The sequence below is a fragment of the Telluria sp. Soil_C_11 genome (assembly GCF_057657395.1).
Window position 1 is genome coordinate 325,301 of sequence record NZ_JBDGIN010000002.1, and the last position, 18,167, is coordinate 343,467.

General features: G+C 63.9%; 13 protein-coding genes and 1 tRNA gene. 10 read left to right on the plus strand and 4 right to left on the minus strand.

The annotated features are described in order from the left end of the window. Positions 1 to 3: 3 nt before the first annotated feature. Positions 4 to 534 carry a DUF421 domain-containing protein gene (locus AC3A6M_RS04415; RefSeq protein ID WP_487851509.1) on the minus strand — a complete coding sequence of 177 codons (531 nt, stop codon included), beginning with the start codon at positions 532 to 534 and terminating at the stop codon, positions 4 to 6. 18 nt (positions 535 to 552) lie between these two features. After that, on the minus strand, positions 553 to 1,518 hold the full coding sequence (locus AC3A6M_RS04420) for a mechanosensitive ion channel family protein (RefSeq protein WP_487851510.1): 966 nt from the start codon (positions 1,516 to 1,518) through the stop codon (positions 553 to 555). A gap of 162 nt (positions 1,519 to 1,680) precedes the next feature. Between AC3A6M_RS04420 and AC3A6M_RS04425 the strand changes: the two genes are divergently transcribed. Next, positions 1,681 to 1,911, plus strand: a complete 231-nt coding sequence (locus AC3A6M_RS04425; protein WP_487851511.1) for a four-helix bundle copper-binding protein — start codon at positions 1,681 to 1,683, stop codon at positions 1,909 to 1,911. On the opposite strand, the gene nhaA is transcribed toward AC3A6M_RS04425, so the two are convergent. Beyond that, on the minus strand, positions 1,883 to 3,076 hold the full coding sequence (gene nhaA / locus AC3A6M_RS04430; protein ID WP_487851735.1) for a Na+/H+ antiporter NhaA: 1,194 nt from the start codon (positions 3,074 to 3,076) through the stop codon (positions 1,883 to 1,885). The two genes, AC3A6M_RS04425 and nhaA, sit on opposite strands and share 29 nt — an antisense overlap. A gap of 309 nt (positions 3,077 to 3,385) precedes the next feature. Here nhaA and AC3A6M_RS04435 point away from each other — a divergent pair, with 309 nt between their 5' ends. Then, positions 3,386 to 4,450: a mechanosensitive ion channel family protein gene (locus AC3A6M_RS04435; RefSeq protein WP_487851512.1), complete on the plus strand. Its 1,065-nt coding sequence runs from the start codon at positions 3,386 to 3,388 to the stop codon at positions 4,448 to 4,450. Between the two features lie 117 nt (positions 4,451 to 4,567). Further along, complete coding sequence (locus tag AC3A6M_RS04440) at positions 4,568 to 5,977, plus strand: DUF389 domain-containing protein (RefSeq protein WP_487851513.1); 1,410 nt, start codon at positions 4,568 to 4,570, stop codon at positions 5,975 to 5,977. Positions 5,978 to 6,171: 194 nt separating this feature from the next. On the opposite strand, the gene AC3A6M_RS04445 is transcribed toward AC3A6M_RS04440, so the two are convergent. Further along, the gene (locus AC3A6M_RS04445) at positions 6,172 to 6,654 is read right to left on the minus strand and encodes a helix-turn-helix domain-containing protein (RefSeq protein WP_487851514.1); all 483 of its coding nucleotides are present in this window, start codon (positions 6,652 to 6,654) and stop codon (positions 6,172 to 6,174) included. Positions 6,655 to 6,789: 135 nt separating this feature from the next. Here AC3A6M_RS04445 and AC3A6M_RS04450 point away from each other — a divergent pair, with 135 nt between their 5' ends. The 7 genes from AC3A6M_RS04450 to AC3A6M_RS04480 all read left to right on the plus strand — a co-directional run bounded on the left by AC3A6M_RS04450 (position 6,790) and on the right by AC3A6M_RS04480 (position 17,973). After that, a complete protein-coding gene (locus AC3A6M_RS04450) occupies positions 6,790 to 10,092 on the plus strand; it encodes a DEAD/DEAH box helicase (protein ID WP_487851515.1) in 3,303 nt (1,100 codons plus the stop codon). Between the two features lie 395 nt (positions 10,093 to 10,487). Beyond that, positions 10,488 to 12,977 carry a sensor domain-containing protein gene (locus tag AC3A6M_RS04455; protein WP_487851516.1) on the plus strand — a complete coding sequence of 830 codons (2,490 nt, stop codon included), beginning with the start codon at positions 10,488 to 10,490 and terminating at the stop codon, positions 12,975 to 12,977. Positions 12,978 to 13,071: 94 nt separating this feature from the next. Beyond that, entirely contained in the window at positions 13,072 to 13,326 is a 255-nt protein-coding gene (locus tag AC3A6M_RS04460; RefSeq protein ID WP_487851517.1) for a hypothetical protein, read from the plus strand. A 44-nt stretch (positions 13,327 to 13,370) separates the two neighbouring features. Next, positions 13,371 to 13,441 (plus strand) — tRNA-Cys (locus tag AC3A6M_RS04465). Positions 13,442 to 13,589: 148 nt separating this feature from the next. Continuing rightward, the gene (locus AC3A6M_RS04470; RefSeq protein WP_487851518.1) at positions 13,590 to 14,903 is read left to right on the plus strand and encodes a M20/M25/M40 family metallo-hydrolase; all 1,314 of its coding nucleotides are present in this window, start codon (positions 13,590 to 13,592) and stop codon (positions 14,901 to 14,903) included. Between the two features lie 108 nt (positions 14,904 to 15,011). Beyond that, complete coding sequence (locus AC3A6M_RS04475; protein ID WP_487851519.1) at positions 15,012 to 16,472, plus strand: glycoside hydrolase family 30 protein; 1,461 nt, start codon at positions 15,012 to 15,014, stop codon at positions 16,470 to 16,472. A gap of 49 nt (positions 16,473 to 16,521) precedes the next feature. Next, complete coding sequence (locus tag AC3A6M_RS04480; protein WP_487851520.1) at positions 16,522 to 17,973, plus strand: glycoside hydrolase family 30 protein; 1,452 nt, start codon at positions 16,522 to 16,524, stop codon at positions 17,971 to 17,973. Positions 17,974 to 18,167 lie beyond the last annotated feature (194 nt).

Here is an 18,167-nt window from a genome sequence, read left to right on the forward strand (position 1 = left end):
CTTTCAGTCTGCGACTGCATCGCCGCCCGCCCGGACCAGTCCGCAATAAGCGGAGCGGTCGCCCGCCCGCTTGGCGGAAATCACGGACAGGCTGCCGTCGCTTTCGAGAATCACCGCGTCGATGTCCCCGAGCGAGCCCTGGCCTTGCTGGCGCACGGCCGCCATGACTTCTTCGCCGGTGACGCGCACTCTCCTCATGGCGTCGCGCCGCAGTTTGCCATCGAGCAGCAGCACGGTCGGGGCGGTCTTGACGATGCTGCTTGCCAGCGGCGAGCGGACCGAACACCAGGTGATCAGCAGCTGCAGAACGACCAGCAGACCGAGCGCCGCCAGGCCTGTCGCGAGAGTCACGTTCTTGTTGACAAGGATCGTCGACAAGGTAGAACCGAACGCGACCGTGACGACGAGGTCGAAGGAATTCATCTTCGAGAGCGTGCGATTGCCGCTGATGCGCAGCATGATGACCAGGCCAACGTAGGCAAGCATGCCGACCGACACTAGCCGGAAAATGTCATCCCAGCTCTCGAAAAACATGATGCCTCCTTGTTCCTGTCAATCCCCGCTCCGGGGCCTATCCCTGGCGGTTTCGTCGCCAACGCAGCGGGCCGGGCGGGGCACTTCGTCCTGGCCCGCCGGCCAGCCCTCGCGCTGGCGGCGCCGGTCGCCATCGGTTTCTTCGGTCTGGTCGTGGAACAGCACTTGGTGCGTCGGGTAGGGCAGGTCGATGCCGTGCATCGTCAGCGCCGCCTTGACCTTTTCCAGAACCTGGTCCTGGATCGCCAGGGCATCGGACCGGCGCGGCGGCTTGATCCACCAGCGCAGCCTCAGCGCGACGCCGGCGTCGGCATACGCCATCAGGAGGACGTCCGGAACCGGATCCGGCTCCACGTCGGCCACCCCGCGCAAGGCGTCGAGCATGATTCGTTTTGCGCTCGCGATGTCGTCACCGTTGCCAATCACGACGTCGTATTGAAGGCGCCGGGTCGGATAGGCCGTATTGACGATGAAGGAACCCTTGTACAGTTCCGAATTCGGGATCACGACCAAGCGGCCGTCATAGGTGCGCATCTTGGTCGCGCGCGCCTCGATCTGCTCGAGCGTGCCTTCGAAACTGCCGAACACGATCTGGTCGCCGATCTTGAAAGGCTCGGTCACCAGAATTAGTATCCCGGCCAGGAAGTTCTCGAAAATATCCTTGAAGGCGAAACCGATGGCAATGCCGGTGATGCCGAGCGCGCTGATCAGGTTGCCCGGGGTGAAGGAGGGGAACGCCACGGTCACCGACAGCAGCACGCCCAGCAGGATCAGTCCCCACTGCACCATCCTTCCCAGCACGATGACCAGATTCTGGTGGTACTTCCTGGTGTTGATGCGCTGAACGATTTTGCGCATCTGGCTGGCGATCAGCAAGAAGAGCAAGAAGACCAGCACAGCGATCACGATGTTCGGGAGCATGCGCATGGCCTGCACGCCGAGCGCATGCATGCGCTGGTAGGCAATCGCTAGTTCTTCCGACATGGGTTCGCCTCCGGCATGGATTGGATTTCTTCAAATGGGCGGATCTCGCTTCAAATGCTTTGCCGTCAACGAACGTGCCGCTGATTTGGTAGGAAGCGCCAAGGAATACATTTGTACAATTGATGCACCGCAGTGTACCGTTTTCGTCAAATGCGGGGCGCAATGCAGGTGGGACCTGCTTTCCACATCGCCGGCGGGTTCATCGAAAGGGGCAGCGGGGATGCGGCGGCGCTTTGCCAGGTGTGCGCCAAGGTATGCAAAGCGTGCGCTAACGCGTGTGGCCGGCACCAGGCGCAACATTGCCGGAACTGCGCGGCCGCCGCAATTGGTATCCTGGCCGAAGGCGCAAGGCGCTCCTCTGCCTTTACTGTCGTGCCACCTTACGGGAAGTAAATTTCAACCACACAAATCCGGCCACGCCTGCGCCCACTGAAGCAATCAGGATTGCCATCTTCGATGCGTTGATGAGTTCTGCCTGCTCGGCGAAGGCCAGGTTCGTAATGAAGATCGACATGGTAAAGCCGATACCGCCGAGCAGCCCGGCGCCGAACACATGGCGCCAGGTGAGGTCCGCCGGCAAGCGGCACAGGCCTAGCGCGACGGCCGCGAAGCTCGCCAGCACGATTCCTACTGGCTTGCCTGCAGCCAGGCCAAAAGCGATGCCGAGGCTGTTCGACGACAGCAAGTCGCCGAGCCAGTCGGCACCGATGGCCACGCCGGTATTCGCGAGTGCAAACACCGGGAGTATCACGAAGGCGACTGGTTTGTGCAGCAAGTGCTCGAGGCGGTGCGACGGCGATTTCTCGTCATCGCATCTGGCCGAGTAGGGAATCGCAAAGGCCAGGAGCACACCGGCAATGGTCGCGTGCACGCCTGACTTCAGCATCAGGAACCACATCAGGGCGCCGCCGGCGAGATAGGGCGTCAGTGCCATCACCCGGCCCACGCGGTTCAGCATGAGCAGGATTGCGAAGACCGCCAGCGCGGCCGCGAGATAGGCAACCGACACTTCCGCGGTGTAGAACAGCGCGATCACGACAATTGCTCCAAGGTCGTCCATGACCGCCAGTGCGGTAAGAAAGATCTTCAGCGACGCCGGCACGCCGCTCCCGAGCAAGGCGAGCACGCCCAGGGCGAAGGCGATATCGGTGGCCATGGGAATGCCAAGCCCGGACTGCGTGGCGGTGCCGTGGTTCAGGCTGAAATGGATGAGCGCAGGGAAGGCGATGCCGCCTGCGGCCGCCAGGATCGGCAGCATGGCGTTCTTCAGGTCTGATAACTCGCCGTTGTACAGTTCGCGCTCCAGTTCGAGCCCGATCAGCAGGAAAAACACGGCCATCAGGGCGTCGTTGACCCAGTTTTCGATGCTCAGGCCGACAACGGGCCGGTGCCAGAAGTGGAGGTATTGCCCACCCAGCGGCGAGTTGGCCAGCGCCAGCGAGACGAGCGTGCACAGGATGAGCACCATGCCGCCAGCCTTTCCCGATGCCGCGAATTCCTTGAAGGTGTTCGAAAGCCAGGGGAAACCTGGAAGGGATGGAGGATGAGAATTGGGCATATGGTCGCGATCAAGCCGCGTGGCGGCCCGACCATCGCGAATCCTGTCGTGCCCGAGCGGCACGATCACCCAGGCCGGATTATAACGTGCAATGCCAACAATGAAAGGATATTTCGATATTTGTACAAATATAGTTGGCATGATATCATGTAATTCTTCAGTCGAGATTCACGCACTCCCACGTCGATGCCGCATGCATCGTCGACGCACCATACCCACGGTAATCGCCGGCGCCGGCGCCCACAATTTCTTTTGCCCCATCGTCGGTCCGGGCCGCGCATGAATCTCGCTTACCTGGAAAGGGATCACATGCAATACCTCATATCGAATAATGACCTTGCCGCATGGGCAATAGCTGCCGGCATCGGCCTGGCTGTCTACGTCATCCTGGCTGGGCTCAAGCGCGTGATCGTCAGCCGGCTCGGGGCGTTTGCACAACATACTGCAACCCATCTCGACGACCTGGCCGCCAAGATGCTGGAAGCGACCCATCCATTGTTCATGCTGTCGATGGCGGCCTATGCCGGATCGCACTGGCTGGTCCTGCCGGAGAAAGGCGCCTTGCTGCTGTCGCGATTGGCGATCGCGGCGCTGCTGCTGCAAGTCGCGCGCTGGGGCGACGTCGGCGCCCATGGCTGGCTGCACCACTACCGTACGCGGCGCAATGCGCTCGATGCGGCCAGCACGACCACGACGGCGGCACTGGGCTTCGTCGTGCGGGCGGCGCTATGGATCATCATTATCCTGATGATCCTCGACAATTTTGGCGTCAACATCACGACCCTGGTGGCCAGCCTCGGGATCGGCGGTATCGCCGTCGCGCTGGCGCTCCAGAACATCCTGGGTGACCTTTTTTCGTCGCTGTCGATCATGCTGGACAAGCCCTTCGTGGTCGGCGACTTCATCACGGTGGACGATATCGCCGGGACCGTCGAATACGTCGGCCTGAAGACGACCCGGGTCCGCGGACTGGGCGGCGAACAGGTGGTGTTTTCCAACAGCGACCTGCTCAAGAGCCGCATCCGCAACCTCAAACGGATGCAGACCCGCCGGATCGTGTTCGGTATCGGAGTCGTCTACGACATCAGCAAGCAGCAACTGCTGGCGATTCCAGGCATCTTGCGCGAAATCGTCGAGGCCCAGCCCCTGGCGCGCTTCGATCGTGCCCACTTCAAGTCCTATGGCGCATCTTCGCTCGACTTCGAGACCGTGTACATCGTACAAACGCCCGAATATGCGGTGTACATGGACATCCAGCAAGCCATTAACGTCGCCCTGTTCGAGCGCTTCGAGACGGAGGGCATCGCCTTCGCGTATCCGACCCAGACCGTGTACTTCCAGAATCCCAAGGCCAACACGGATTCGATGGCGTGAGGGCAGGCCGACGGTGCGATCGTGGCAGCGAAATGTTTGTGCGAATGCAGAATCCGGGTGAGAATTGCGTTTTGAAAGAATTTGCCGTGGAACATTTCTCGGTAATAAAGATTGTCCATGAACGCACCCGACACCCAATCGCAACGCCTATCCCTGCGGGCGGCAATCGCGCACCGCTTCAGCCTCCTCGAGGACAAGGCGGACGATGGGGAGATCGACCGCAGCCTGCGTGCAGGGGTGGAGTTGAGCGGCGCCACACCCTGGATCTTGATGCTCGCGATCGTGATCGCATCGGTCGGTTTGAATACCAACTCGAATGCCGTCATCATTGGCGCCATGCTGGTGTCGCCGCTGATGGGGCCGATCGTCGGCCTGGGCTACGGCATCGGCATCCTCGATTTTTCGCTGATACGGCGTTCGCTTGCGAACCTGGCCATCGCTGCCGGCATCAGCCTGCTGACATCCACGCTGTACTTCATGGTGACACCGCTGGCCGAGGCGCAGTCCGAACTGCTGGCGCGCACGACGCCGTCGCTGTGGGACGTCTTGATCGCCCTGGCGGGCGGCCTGGCCGGTATCATCGGGCAGACGCGGCGCGAGAAATCGAACGTCATCCCCGGCGTGGCCATCGCGACTGCCCTGATGCCGCCTTTATGCACCGCCGGCTACGGCCTGGCGAACGGGAACTGGTCGGTGTTCGGCGGTGCGTTCTATCTGTTTTCAATCAATTGCGTCTTTATCGCCTTCGCCGCAGTGCTGGTCATCGAGTTCCTCAGGCTTCCGCACCGCGAATTCATCGATCGCGCCAAGGAGCGCCGCGTCAAGCGCGCCTTGCTTGCCATTGTGCTGCTGACGGGCGTGCCGAGCATCTTCCTTGCCGCGCGCCTGGTCGACAATGAGCTGTTCAGCAGCCGCGCGCGTGACTTTGTGCGGAAAGAGTTCAAGGCGGCGCAGGTGCACGTGATCGAGACCCGCGTCGCGCCCGGCTCGCGCGACATCGAAGTCACGCTGATCGGTGCGCCGCTGCCCGGGGAGGCGATCAAGGCGATCGAAAGCCGCCTGGGTTCAAGCGGACTGCAGCATGCTCGCCTGATCGTGCACCAGGCCCAGGTGGAGACCAACGAAAAGATCGATATCGGCAGCCTGAAGGCGGACATCCTCGCCGAGATCGTGCGCAACAACCAGCAGGCGCTTCAGGACAAGGATGGCGCCATTGCCGCATTGCGCGAGCAACTGGCGGTTCAGCGTGGCTGGGTCGAACAGGCGGGGGCCGTCACGCGGGAGTTCGAAGCGCAGTACCCGGGTTGTGGGAACGTCGTGGTCGGAAGGGCCGTGTTGCCGGGTTCCCCGGGGGCGACGACGATCCCCATCATGAGCGCCGAATGCCGCAGGATGCCGAAGACCGCTGAAATGCATCGCATCCGCGAGTGGCTCAGGGTGCGGACCGACAGCACCGAAGTGCGGCTGGTACTTGCGTCAACGCGCGCGATCATTGTTCGATCGACAGACAGCTCATCCGCTGATTAGATGCTGGATTGGGCAACGGCCGGCGAATTCGGCTCCATGCTTGATCTTTTTGAAGCAAGGCGGTCACCGCAGTGTGCCATGGGCTTTCGCAGGCAGCGAATACCCGCAGCTTTTGGCCACGATCACCCAGGCAATCGGGCCTTGGGACAACTGAACGGCCCTGGTTTCGTGGAGGCCAGTTGCCGAACCGGTCGTCACCATACCGCCCGGTAGCTGTGCAGTTCCTCAGCCCACTTGGCCATGTGTTGCATCACTTTCCTTGGTGTCGTTGCGGGCGAGCGCTGGGCTGCTTCCTGGATTGCCTTGATCACGACCGGCAGCGGCGTCTCGTCCAGCAAGGTCATCAGGTGCGGACGATACTCGTCCGGCGCATCGCCGGACGTCAGCATCTCTGCCAGCGTCTCGGGCGCGAGAGATTTCTTGTAGCTCGTGCTGGCAGTCCGGGCTGCGACCACGAGTGCATGCTCGAGGCCAGTTGCGGGCTTAGCCTGCAAGTCCAGGCCCAGCACGGCTAGCAGATGGGATAGCTTGGCGTAGCCGAGATCCACCAGAGTGCCGTTCTCCATCTGGTTGATCGTCGTACGCGACAGTTCCGACAGCTTGGCGAGCTGTTCCTGCGTCAGCCCGAGAGCCCGTCGTTGTTCCCTGATCCGTTGGCCGATCTCTGACAAGCGCATGACGTCACCTTAAAATGTTCAGTATGTTGAACATTTTCTCGCGTTCGACTAATGGTGCAAGTAGGTAGTCGGCGTTACAGTCTTTTGGACTCTCGAGGATAATAAGCCCTTGCCCGTGCTATCTCCGTTTCTCACATGAACTTCACTCCGGAATGCCTCGTTCGCCAATTCGATTCGACCACCTTGGCACGCGGTACCGCGTATAGCCGCAAGGGCCATGTTATCAGTGTCCACCGCGACGGCGACAGGATCGATGGCCGGGTGGCGGGAAGCGGCGTGAATGTCTATCGCCAGACGATTCATCTCGTGGCCAGTCGCCGTGGCATCGGGTTCGAGGGAACTTGCAGTTGCCCCATGACATATAACTGCAAGCATGTCGTCGCAGTCTTGCTCACCAGTCTGGAGCAGACCGGGGACACGCCGGATGCGTCAGGGACGGCATTGCCGGCCAGTGCCGAATTCTGGCTGCAACAACTCGTCGAAACACATGAGGTCGTACGGTCCAGTGCAACGCCGACATCAGGTCAGGCGCACCGGCTGGACTATGTACTCATACCCGGGCCGGGCGGCGGCCGGCTGCGTTTGCATCTGTGTAAGTCGCGCTTGCGCAAGGACGGCAGCGTTGGCGCATCCACTATCCACAACGATTTTTACGGGCTGCTGGTGTCGAAGCCGGGTTTTGTCCAGCGCGGCGATGTAGACCTGCTCCGACAGCTGGCCGGACTGCGAGTAGGGAATATCTACAACGACGACATCCAACCGGTAGGCGCGCTCGGTGCCCGTTTGCTGGCGCAATTGTGCGCCGATGGCAAGTTGATGTGGGCGGAAACGCGCGCCGATCTGAAGCGTGGACGATTGTTTCCGGTACGCCCTGGAGCGCTGCGCCATGCGCAGTTGGGCTGGCATGCCGATGCCGCCGGCGGCGAATCGGTCCGGCTAACCTGGCGATTCGATGACGGCGCGGCCATTGAACATGTGCTGGCTACCGAACCGGCCTGCTATCTGACCGAAGGCGCGTTGGGCGAACTGGTCCTGCCGGAGTCGCTCGCGGCGCTGCCGCCGGCTACATTGCTGAACCTGGTGGAACAGGCCCCGCCGCTGCGTCCGGAGCAGTGTGCCGGCATGGCGGCGCGCCTGGTCGAGCGCGGCATGGATTGTATGGTGCCCGCGCCGCAAAGGTTGGAGACTCGCCAGCGAAACGACATCGCGCCAATCGCGCACTTGCTGTTGAACAGTTTTGTGAGCGTCGTGCTCGGCGAACTGCAATGGCATGATTACGCCTTGCTGTACTTCGATTATGACGGCGTTTCGACCGAGGGCATTAGCGAGACCGTCCTGCGCCGCGTGGCGGGGGATGCCGTCGAGCTGATCGAACGCGACACGCATGCCGAACATGGCGCGGCAGGCACCCTCGCAGAACTCGGATTCGCGGCGCCTCCAAGCGGCTCCGCGCTGGCCGGGTTGCCCGATGCCGTGCAGTTGCCGACAGAAGCGGCCTGGCTGGCATTCGTGCGCCACGACCTGCCGCGCCTGCGCTCGGCCGGCTGGCAGGTCGAGATCGAAGGCGACTACCGCTACGATGTCGAGGAAGTGCAGGACTGGTATGCCGAACTGAACGAAGACGGGGAGGGCGCCAGCGCCTGGTTCGCGCTCGAACTCGGGATCGTCGTGGACGGCCGGCGGCATGCCCTGTTGCCCTTGCTCCTGAAAATGATACGAGAAGCCCCCGAGGACTTCTATGCCGCCGGCCCGTCCTGGCGCGACGACGCCAGCGACATCATCGTAGAATTGCCCGATACGACGCGCGTCATCCTGCCCTGGATACGCGTCAAGCCGATTCTCGCCACGCTCGGCGAACTGTACTTTAGTGATCGTATCGGCAGCGCTGTGCGGCTGCCCGTCACCGACGCCGCACGCCTGGCGGAACTGGAGCGGGCCGCGCAGCTGCGCTGGATGGGCGGCGAGCGCCTGCGTGAACTGGGCAGGAAACTGAGCCTCTTCGACGGGATCCGTCAGGTCGATGTGCCGGTGGGACTGCAAGCCCGGTTGCGTCCGTATCAGCATGAGGGACTGTCATGGATGCAGTTTTTGCGCGAGTACGGGTTCGGCGGCATCCTCGCCGATGACATGGGCTTGGGCAAGACGATCCAGACGCTGGCCCATGTTCTGGTCGAAAAAGAGGCGGGACGCCTCGATGCGCCGGCGTTGGTGGTCGCGCCGACCAGTCTGATGGGCAATTGGCAGGCCGAGGCCGCCCGCTTCGCGCCCAGTCTGCGCGTGCTGGTATTGCACGGGAAAGACCGGGCGACGCGCTTCGATCGTATCGACGACGCCGATCTAGTACTTACCACTTACCCCTTGCTTGGGCGCGACGAGGCTGAACTGCGCCGGCATCGTTACCATCTGCTGATCCTCGACGAAGCCCAATATATCAAGAACAGCCGGTCCAAGTCGGCCCAGGCGGCGTGTCTGCTCGATGCCCGGCACCGCTTGTGCCTGACCGGTACGCCGGTGCAGAACCATCTCGGCGAATTATGGTCGCAGTTTCATGTCGTTATGCCGGGTTTTCTGGGCGACGAAAAGCGCTTCAAAAGCGAGTTCCGCAAACCGATCGAACAGCATGGCAACAGTCTGCGCAGGGAATTGCTGGCGCGGCGCGTGAAGCCGTTCATGCTGAGGCGGACCAAGGACAAGGTCGCCACCGAGTTGCCGCCCAAGACTGAAATCGTACTCCCCGTCGAACTCGGCGGCGCCCAGCGTGACCTGTACGAGACCGTACGCGTTGCGATGGACCGCAAGGTGCGCGACGAGATCGACCGCAAGGGCCTGGCGCGCAGCCAGATCGTGATTCTCGACGCGCTGCTCAAGCTGCGCCAGGTCTGCTGCGACCCGCGCCTGCTCAAGCGGGGCGGCGATGCGGGCTCGGCCAAGCTGGATGCCCTGATGGAGTTGCTGGAGACCTTGCTGAGTGAAGGGCGGAAGGTACTCGTGTTTTCGCAATTTACCAGCATGCTTGCACTGATCGGCGATGCGTTGTGCGCCCGTGCCGTAGAGTTTGCCGTGCTGACCGGCGACACGGTCGACCGTGCGGCCCCGATCGCCGCATTCCAAGACGGCCAGGTCGATGTATTCCTCATCAGCCTGAAGGCCGGCGGGGTCGGGCTCAACCTGACGGCGGCGGACACGGTCGTCCATTACGATCCATGGTGGAATCCCGCCGCCGAGAACCAGGCAACCGACCGCGCGTGGCGCATCGGCCAGGAGAATCCAGTATTTGTTTACAAACTGATCGCACGCGGGACGCTCGAGGAGAAAATCCAGGACATGCAGCGGCGCAAGGGGGAATTGGCAAACGTTGTGCTGGAGGGCGACGCGGAACTGGCTTCGGGTATCAGCGCAGTCGACCTGCAGGCGATCTTCGAGTTGTCCGCTGCGTAACCCGCTTGGGCCGCGGCAGCCGGGACAATCCACGGACATCGCAACTCTCGACACTGAGCGAACTCATGTGGTGCAAAACTGTGGTTCTCGCCTAACTTGTTGATTCATATGGATGAGAAACGGCTGCAAAGCCGTCTAGACGGGTTCGACTCCCGTCCTCGCCTCCAGAATTCCTCCGCGTACCCGTGACGCCTGACCCAATTCCCGACCGTGTATCGCCAGCTAAACATCTGGCAGGCATATAATGATGCTCCAAGGGAAACATCGTTAGTCGTAAACTGTTGAATCAATGACTTTCGGTAGTGCGAATCTTGTGTTGTCAAGTTAATCATGGCAGGATGAGGCATCCTGACTTCGCGCCGTTGTGCACGCGCATGTTCGAACCGAGCTTCGATATGCCAGAAGAAAAAGCCACCTCCGATCACGACGAGATCCTCGACGGCACGGTAAGCGAAACCCGTTATCGCGCGGTGTTCGAGCATTGCACCGACGCCATGCTTCTGACAGCCCTGGATGGGCGCATCCTGTCCGTGAACGCGGCTGCCTGCCAACTGTTCGGCTATACGACGGCGGAACTGCTGGCGCGCAATGTCAGCCAGCTCCTCGACAGCAGCGATCCCGACCTGGCGCTGGCCTTGACGCGCCGGGCGGCGGAAGGCGAAATGGCGGCCGAGCTGTGCCTGGTGCGCCGCGGCGGCGAACGCTTCGACGCGCGCGTCGCCTCGAAGCTGTTCACGGACGACGGCGGCGAGCCGATGGCCAGCATGATCGTGCATGACATCAGCGACCGCAAACACGCGGAAGCGCAGTTGCGCGAGAGCGAGCAGCGCTTTCGGCTCCTGTACGAGCAGGCGCCGATCGCGATCGGCCACATCGACCTGGGCGGCCACTGGACCTATGTCAATCACACCTTCGCGGCAATCGCCGGCTACGCACCGGAGGAACTGGTCGGCCGCAGCAATCTCGAGCTGGCCCCGCCCGACGAGCGCGAACGCAGCCGCCAGTTCACCGAGCAACTGCTGGCGGGCGCCATCGAAATCCAGCGCGACCGGCGCCTGCTGCGCAAGGACGGCAGCACGCGCTGGATCCGCATGACCGCCAAGATGCTGCGCGACGGTGCCGGCAAACCGCAGTACGGCATCGTGCTGTTCGTCGACATTACCGATGCCATGCATGTGGAGGAAGCGTTGCGCCGCAGCGAGGAACGGTACCGGACGACCTTCGAGCATGCGCCGCTCGGGATCGCCGAATGCGCCGCCGATGGCCGCTTCGTCGCCGCGAATGCGACCCTGCAGGCGATGCTCGGCTATACCATGGCCGAGCTGGAAAACCTGTCGCACCAGGACATCACCCATCCGGCCGACCAGGAAACCGCGATCCAGAATTTCCACAAGCTGCTGGTCGGACAGCAGGCCGTGACGGTCGCGGAGCAGCGCTACCTGCGCAAGGACCGCTCGCAATTGTGGGTCAACGTCACGATCTCGCTGCGCGCCAGCGGCGATGGGCCGCGCCTGCTCGCGATCGTCGAGGACGTCACGGCGAGAAAGAAGGCCGAGGAAGCCTTGCGCAGCGCCGTCGAGTATTCCTACCACCTGGCCAGCCACGACGCCCTGACCGGCCTGGCCAACCGCGCCAGTTTCAACGAGCGCCTCAAGGATGCGATCAAGTACGCCCAGCGTGACCGGCACCTGGTGGCGGTGCATATGCTCGACCTGGACCGTTTCAAGTCGATCAACGACACCCTCGGCCACCATGCCGGCGACCTGCTGCTGAAGGAAGTCGCGCGCCGCCTCAAGGCCCACATCCGCGAAACCGACCTGGCTGCGCGCCTTGGCGGCGACGAGTTCGTGATCGTCCAGACCCACCTGGCCGAGGCGGCCGCCGCCGAAGTCCTGGCCGACAAGATCGTGGTGGAGCTGAGCCTTCCCTACCAGCTGGATGGCCACGAAGTCTACAGCGGCACCAGCATGGGGATTTCCCTGTATCCGGACGATGCGCTCGAGCCGGGCCAGTTGCTGAAGCTGGCGGACCTGGCCCTGTACGAAGCCAAGAACCAGGGGCGCCTGAACTACCAGGTGTACCGCCAGGCGCTCGGCACGGCGGCCCAGGAAGCCAAGCGCTTCGAATACGAGCTGCAGCGTGCCTTGCGCGACGAGGAACTCTGCCTGCACTACCAGCCGCAATACAACCTGGAGACCGGGCGCATCGCCGGCATCGAGGCGCTGATCCGCTGGCGCCACCCTGAACGCGGCCTGCTGACCGCCGCCGATTTCATCCAGGAAGTGGAAAACGCCAACCTGATGCTGCCGGTTGGCGAATGGGCGCTGCGCACGGCGTGCGCGACCCAGGCCGGCTGGGTGCGCGCCGGACTGGTGGTGCCGCTGACGCTGAACGTGTCGTCGAAACAGCTGCGCCATCCGCGCTTCCTGTCGGTGCTGAACAGGGTACTGGACGAGACCGGCCTGCCGCCTTCGCTGCTGCGCCTGGAAATGCGCGAGAGCGTGTTGCTCGATCCGAAATTCTCCGCGCACACGCTGCAGGACATGCACAAGCGGGGAGTGCGGCTGGGCCTGGACGATTTCGGCGCCGAGCTGGCGGCCCTGTCGTCGCTGCAAAAATTTCCGCTCGATATAGTCAAGCCGGGCCAGGAATTGGTACGCCGCCTGTCGCGCCACGACGATGAATCGCCGATCCTGTCGGCACTGGTCGGGGTCGCGCGCGACGTCAAGATCACGGTCTGCGCCGACGGCATCGAAACGGCCGACCAGCTGACCGCCGTCAAGAACCTCGGCTTCGACTGCGGCCAGGGCTATCTGCTGAGCCCGCCGCTGGCTGCGGACGACATGGACCGCCTGGTGGCGGCCGAACTGGCCGGGGCCCGCTGAGTCCGGGCGCCGCATGCTAGAATGCGTGCTGTCCACATCGCCGCCCGCCGGCGATTTTGCATTTCTGGCTCCCTTATTCATTAGCGAACACATCATGGGTCACGACATCAAGACCATCAAGGAAGCGCGCGCGCTCCTGCTGCAGGCCCTGCGCGCGGCGGCGCCTTTCTTCCTCAGCATCGAGCTCTGGCTGATGGTCGGCGTGGCCTTCGCCACCGTCGCCGGCGTCTGGCTGGCGGTCATGGGCGATGGACTTTGCCTGCTGCCCATCGGCTTAGCCGGCGCTTACCTCGTCACGCGCTCGGTACTGCATGCCAAGCGCATTCTCAGCTGGCCCTTCATTGCTTGAGCTGCCGCATGGCGGAGGACAGCCGTAGCGCTACGATTGTCTTCGGCGAGGTAGCAAAGAGGTTATGCAGCGGCTTGCAAAGCCGCGTAGACAGGTTCGATTCCTGTCCTCGCCTCGAATTCCCAGGAACGGACCCAAGTCGGGTCCGTTTTCTTTTTAGCGTCGCCATTTGCCGGGCAGTCCCACCCGCCTGCCGGATCTTGCACATGTGCTAGCATTAAATGCTTTCATTTTTGCAACCCAGAACCGATCCGGAGAGTTTCATGCAGGCCGCAGCACGTCTTTCCGCACTGGCGCTCGCGCTCAGTGCCGTCCTCGGCGCTCCTGGCGCCATTGCCCAATCTTCCAGTCCCGCCGCCGAGGTCGAGCGCCTGCTGGCCAGCCCGGCTTTCAGGACGGCCGCGGCCACCATCGACAGGGAACATGGCCGCATCGTCGAGGACGGCATCAAACTGGCCGAAATCCCGGCCCCGCCGCTGAACGAAGCGGCGCGCGCCAAGGTCTACGAACAGATGTTCAGGGATGCGGGCCTGGCCGACGTGAAGATCGACGAGGAGGGCAATGTGCTGGGGATCCGCAAAGGCGCCCGGGGCGACGGCAAGTTCGTGGTGGTGTCGGCCCATATGGACACCGTGTTCCCCGCCGGGACCGACGTCAAGGTGAAGCGCGAAGGCACGAAGCTGCGCGCGCCGGGCATCGGCGACGATACGATGAGCCTGTCGGTGCTGCTGGGCTTCGTGCGCGCGATGAATGCCGCCCACATCAGGACCCGCGACGATATCCTGTTCGTCGGCACCGTCGGCGAGGAGGGCCCGGGCAACCTGCGCGGCGTGCGTTACCTGTTCACCAAAGGCCAATACAAGGACCGGATCAAGGGCTTCTTCTCGGTCGAGTCGGCGGACGTGGGCACCGTCACCAATGCCGGCGTCGGCTCCAAGCGCTACCACATCACCTTCAATGGCCCGGGCGGCCACAGCTTCGGCGCGTTCGGCCTGGTCAACCCCATGTTCGCGCTGGGCCAGGCGGCGTCCGAGTTCTCCCGTACCCAGGTGCCGGCCTCGCCGAAGACGACTTACAGCATCGGCCTGATCGGAGGCGGCACCTCGGTCAATTCGATTCCCACTTCCGCCTGGATGGACGTCGACATGCGCTCCGAATCCGTCGCCGAACTCAAGCGCGTGGAAGACCGCCTGCTGAAGATCGTGCAGGACGCGGCCGACGGCGAAAACCTTGCCCGCTCGACCAGGGAAGGCAGGATCACGGTCGACGCCAAACTGGTCGGCGACCGGCCGGCCGGCAGCATCGAGGTCGACGCGCCATTCGTGCAGACCGCCAGGGCCGCCATCGAAGCCGGCGGCTACAAGTTCGCGACCAGGAGCAGCTCCACCGATTCGAACATGCCGATGAGCCTGGGCATCCCGGCCCTCACCATCGGGCGCATGGGGCCGGACAAGTTCGGCCGCACGCACTCGCTGGACGAATGGATCGATGTCGAGAAGGGGCCGATGGTGAAAGCCATGACGACCTGCCTGTCGATCATCCTGGCGGCGACCGGGGTGGAGCTGGACGGCAAATAGGCTTCGGTTTTAGTTTTTGACATCGGTAAATCCCTGCTGCTATAGTGGCTGCGGAAATTGGCAACGTTTCCAATTTCTATCCCGGCCAACCCAAAGGAGACCCACCCGATGTCGATGTTCCATCCGTTGCGCCGCCGCGGCGCCGTGCTGGCGCTGCTGGCGGCATGCTTCCCCGGCGCCGCCGCCGTGGCCGCCCCGGCCGCCACCGTCCAGGCCTGGATCACCACCGGCGACCAGGCCAGGCTGCTCTCGCGCGAAGCCGATGCGCGCTTCGGCACCGCGATGGCGAAGATGACCGCGGGCACGCCGGTGATCGAGATCGATCCCAGGGTCGGCTACCAGCAGATGGCCGGCTTCGGCGCCGCCATCACCGATGCCTCGGCCTACCTGATCCAGGAACGCATGACGGCGCCGCAGCGCGAAGCCCTGCTGCGCGAGCTGTTCGGCCGCGGCGAGGTCAAGGGGGCGGGGCAGGGCCTCGGCCTGTCCTTCACCCGCCTGACCATCGGCGCCTCGGACTTCTCGCGCACCCACTACAGCTTCGACGACATGCCGCCCGGCCAGAGCGATCCGGAGCTGAAGCACTTCTCGATCGATGCCCAGCGCGGCACCGTGCTGCCCACCGTGAAGGCGGCGCTGGCGATCAATCCGCAGCTGAAGGTGATGGCCTCGCCGTGGAGCGCGCCGGGCTGGATGAAGTCCAACGACAGCCTGGTCACGGGCACCCTGAAGCCCGAAGCCTTCGATGCCTTCGCGCGCTACCTGAACCGCTACGTCGACGCGATGAAGGCCGAAGGCGTCCCGGTGTCCGCCCTGACCCTGCAGAACGAACCGCACTTCGAGCCCGCCGACTATCCCGGCATGCGGGTCGAACCGCCCAAGCGCGCGGCCTTCATCGCCGGCCATCTCGGCCCGCTGCTGGCGCGCGCCAATCCAGGCACCGCCATCTTCGACTGGGACCACAACTGGGACCATCCGGAGTCGCCGGCCGCGGTGCTGGCCGACCGGCAGGCCGCCAGGTACGTGAGCGGCGTCGCCTGGCACTGTTACGCCGGCCAGTCCGATGTGCAGGCCGCGCTGCACGACCAATTCCCGGCCAAGGACACCTGGTTCACCGAGTGCTCGGGCGGCGGCTGGTCGCCGGACTGGTCCAAGAACCTGCAGTACTTCACGAAGTCGCTGGTGATCGACACCACGCGCGGCTGGGCGCGCGGGGTCCTGTTCTGGAACCTGGCGCTGGACGAGAAAGACGGCCCGCACCTGGGCGGCTGCGGCGATTGCCGCGGCGTCGTCACCATCGATGCGACGACCGGCGCGGTCACCCGCAACGTCGAGTATTACGCGCTGGCCCATGCCAGCCGCTTCGTCCTGCCGGGCGCGCGGCGCATCAAGTCCAGCGAGGCGGCCGAAGGCCTGGCCAACGTCGCCTTCCGCAATCCGGACGGCTCGACCGCGCTGCTGGTGGCGAACGGCGAGGCGGCGCCGCGCACCTTCACCGTCAAGGTGGGTAAAGAGGCTTTCCGCTACACGCTGCCGGCGTCGAGCGTCGCCAGTTTCACCTGGCACTGAATTTCAGGAACGCCGTTCCATGGCGATCAACAACAAGGAGAAGAGAGAGATGACGAGACGACACCCGATGCCGACCCTGTGCCGGGCGGTGATGGGCGTGGCCCTGGCCGGCGCCGCGCTGGCCGCGCCGGCCGCGCCGCAATGGCAGGTCTATACCACCGCCCAGGGCGCGGCCGACCGCTTCGTGCCGCAGGCGCTGGGCGCGGCGCGCCCGGCCGGCCAGCCGCTGGAAACCGAGACTGCGGTATTCGTGGACACCCGCCGCAGCTTCCAGGAAGTGTTCGGCTTCGGCGGCGCCATCACCGACGCCGCCGCCGAGACCTATGCCAGGCTGACCCCGGACCAGCAGCAGGCCTTCATGACCGCCTACTTCGATCCGAAGCAGGGCCTGGGCTACAGTGTGCTGCGCACCACCATCCACAGCTCGGACTTCAGCAGCGCCAGCTACACCTATGTGAAGGATGGCGACCGTTCGCTGGCCTCGTTCAGCATCGAGCACGACATGCAGTACCGCGTGCCGCTGCTGCGCCAGGCGCTGGCGACGGCGCGCTCGAAGGGCACCGACATGCGCGTGTTCGCCTCGCCCTGGAGTGCGCCGGGGTGGATGAAGTCGAATGGCGACATGCTGCACGGCGGCACGCTGCTGCCGGAGTACCGCGACACCTGGGCCCAGTACATCGTCCGTTTCGTGAAGGCCTATGAAAAGGCCGGCATCCCGCTGTGGGGCCTGTCGATCCAGAACGAGCCGATGGCCAAGCAGACCTGGGAATCGATGATCTACACGGCCGAAGACGAGACCCGCTTCCTCGGCGACCACCTCGGCCCGGCCCTGAAGGCGGCGGGGATGGCGGACAAGAAGGTCATCGTCTGGGACCACAACCGCGACCTGCTGCCGCAGCGCGCCGCCCACATCCTGTCCGACAGGAAGGCCCGTCCCTACATCTGGGGCGTGGGCTACCACTGGTACGAGACCTGGGCCGGCGGCGAGTCGATGCACCGCAACCTGGCTGCGGTGCGCGAGACCTTCCCGGATGTGCCGCTGCTGCTGACCGAGTCCTCGATCGAACACTTCGATCCGTCGAAGATGCAGTCCTGGGCCAACGGCGAGCGCTACGGCAGCGAGATCCTGGCCGACCTGAACGCCGGCTCGGCGGGCTGGGTCGACTGGAACATGCTGCTCGACAGCCGCGGCGGCCCCAACCACGTCGGCAACTACTGCTTCGCGCTGCTGCACGCGAGCGACGACGGCAAGCTGGTGTTCACCCCGAGCTATGCCTACATGGGCCACTTCACCCGCTACATCAGGCCCAAGGCGCGCCGCGTGAGCGCCGCCACCAGCCGCAGCTCGCTGGACGCGACCGCCTTCCGGAATGCCGACGGCAGCCTGGCCGTGGTGGTGATGAACCGCACCGACAAGCCGCAGCGCTACCGCCTGGTGGTGGATGGCGCCGAAGTGGCGGTCGACATTCCGGCGCACGCGATCCAGACGGCGGTGCGTTAAGCCAACGTGGTTCCGGCGCGCGAACCCGTCGTTCGCGCGCCAACCCGTGGTTCGCCCGCCAACCCGTGGTTCGCGCGCCAACCCGTCGTCCCCGCGCAGGCGGGGACCCAAGTTCGAGCGCCGGATCCGGTCAAGTGCGCGTTACCGCGAACCAGAAAAACTTCGGAAGCTCACCTTGGGTCCCCGCCTGCGCG

Coding starts and splice junctions, on each gene's coding strand:
- AC3A6M_RS04415 (WP_487851509.1), bottom strand. CDS start 534: ATGTTTTTCGAGAGCTGGGATGACATTTTCCGGCTAGTGTCGGTCGGC.
- AC3A6M_RS04420 (WP_487851510.1), bottom strand. CDS start 1,518: ATGTCGGAAGAACTAGCGATTGCCTACCAGCGCATGCATGCGCTCGGC.
- AC3A6M_RS04425 (WP_487851511.1), top strand. CDS start 1,681: ATGCAGGTGGGACCTGCTTTCCACATCGCCGGCGGGTTCATCGAAAGG.
- nhaA (WP_487851735.1), bottom strand. CDS start 3,076: ATGCCCAATTCTCATCCTCCATCCCTTCCAGGTTTCCCCTGGCTTTCG.
- AC3A6M_RS04435 (WP_487851512.1), top strand. CDS start 3,386: ATGCAATACCTCATATCGAATAATGACCTTGCCGCATGGGCAATAGCT.
- AC3A6M_RS04440 (WP_487851513.1), top strand. CDS start 4,568: ATGAACGCACCCGACACCCAATCGCAACGCCTATCCCTGCGGGCGGCA.
- AC3A6M_RS04445 (WP_487851514.1), bottom strand. CDS start 6,654: ATGCGCTTGTCAGAGATCGGCCAACGGATCAGGGAACAACGACGGGCT.
- AC3A6M_RS04450 (WP_487851515.1), top strand. CDS start 6,790: ATGAACTTCACTCCGGAATGCCTCGTTCGCCAATTCGATTCGACCACC.
- AC3A6M_RS04455 (WP_487851516.1), top strand. CDS start 10,488: ATGCCAGAAGAAAAAGCCACCTCCGATCACGACGAGATCCTCGACGGC.
- AC3A6M_RS04460 (WP_487851517.1), top strand. CDS start 13,072: ATGGGTCACGACATCAAGACCATCAAGGAAGCGCGCGCGCTCCTGCTG.
- AC3A6M_RS04470 (WP_487851518.1), top strand. CDS start 13,590: ATGCAGGCCGCAGCACGTCTTTCCGCACTGGCGCTCGCGCTCAGTGCC.
- AC3A6M_RS04475 (WP_487851519.1), top strand. CDS start 15,012: ATGTCGATGTTCCATCCGTTGCGCCGCCGCGGCGCCGTGCTGGCGCTG.
- AC3A6M_RS04480 (WP_487851520.1), top strand. CDS start 16,522: ATGACGAGACGACACCCGATGCCGACCCTGTGCCGGGCGGTGATGGGC.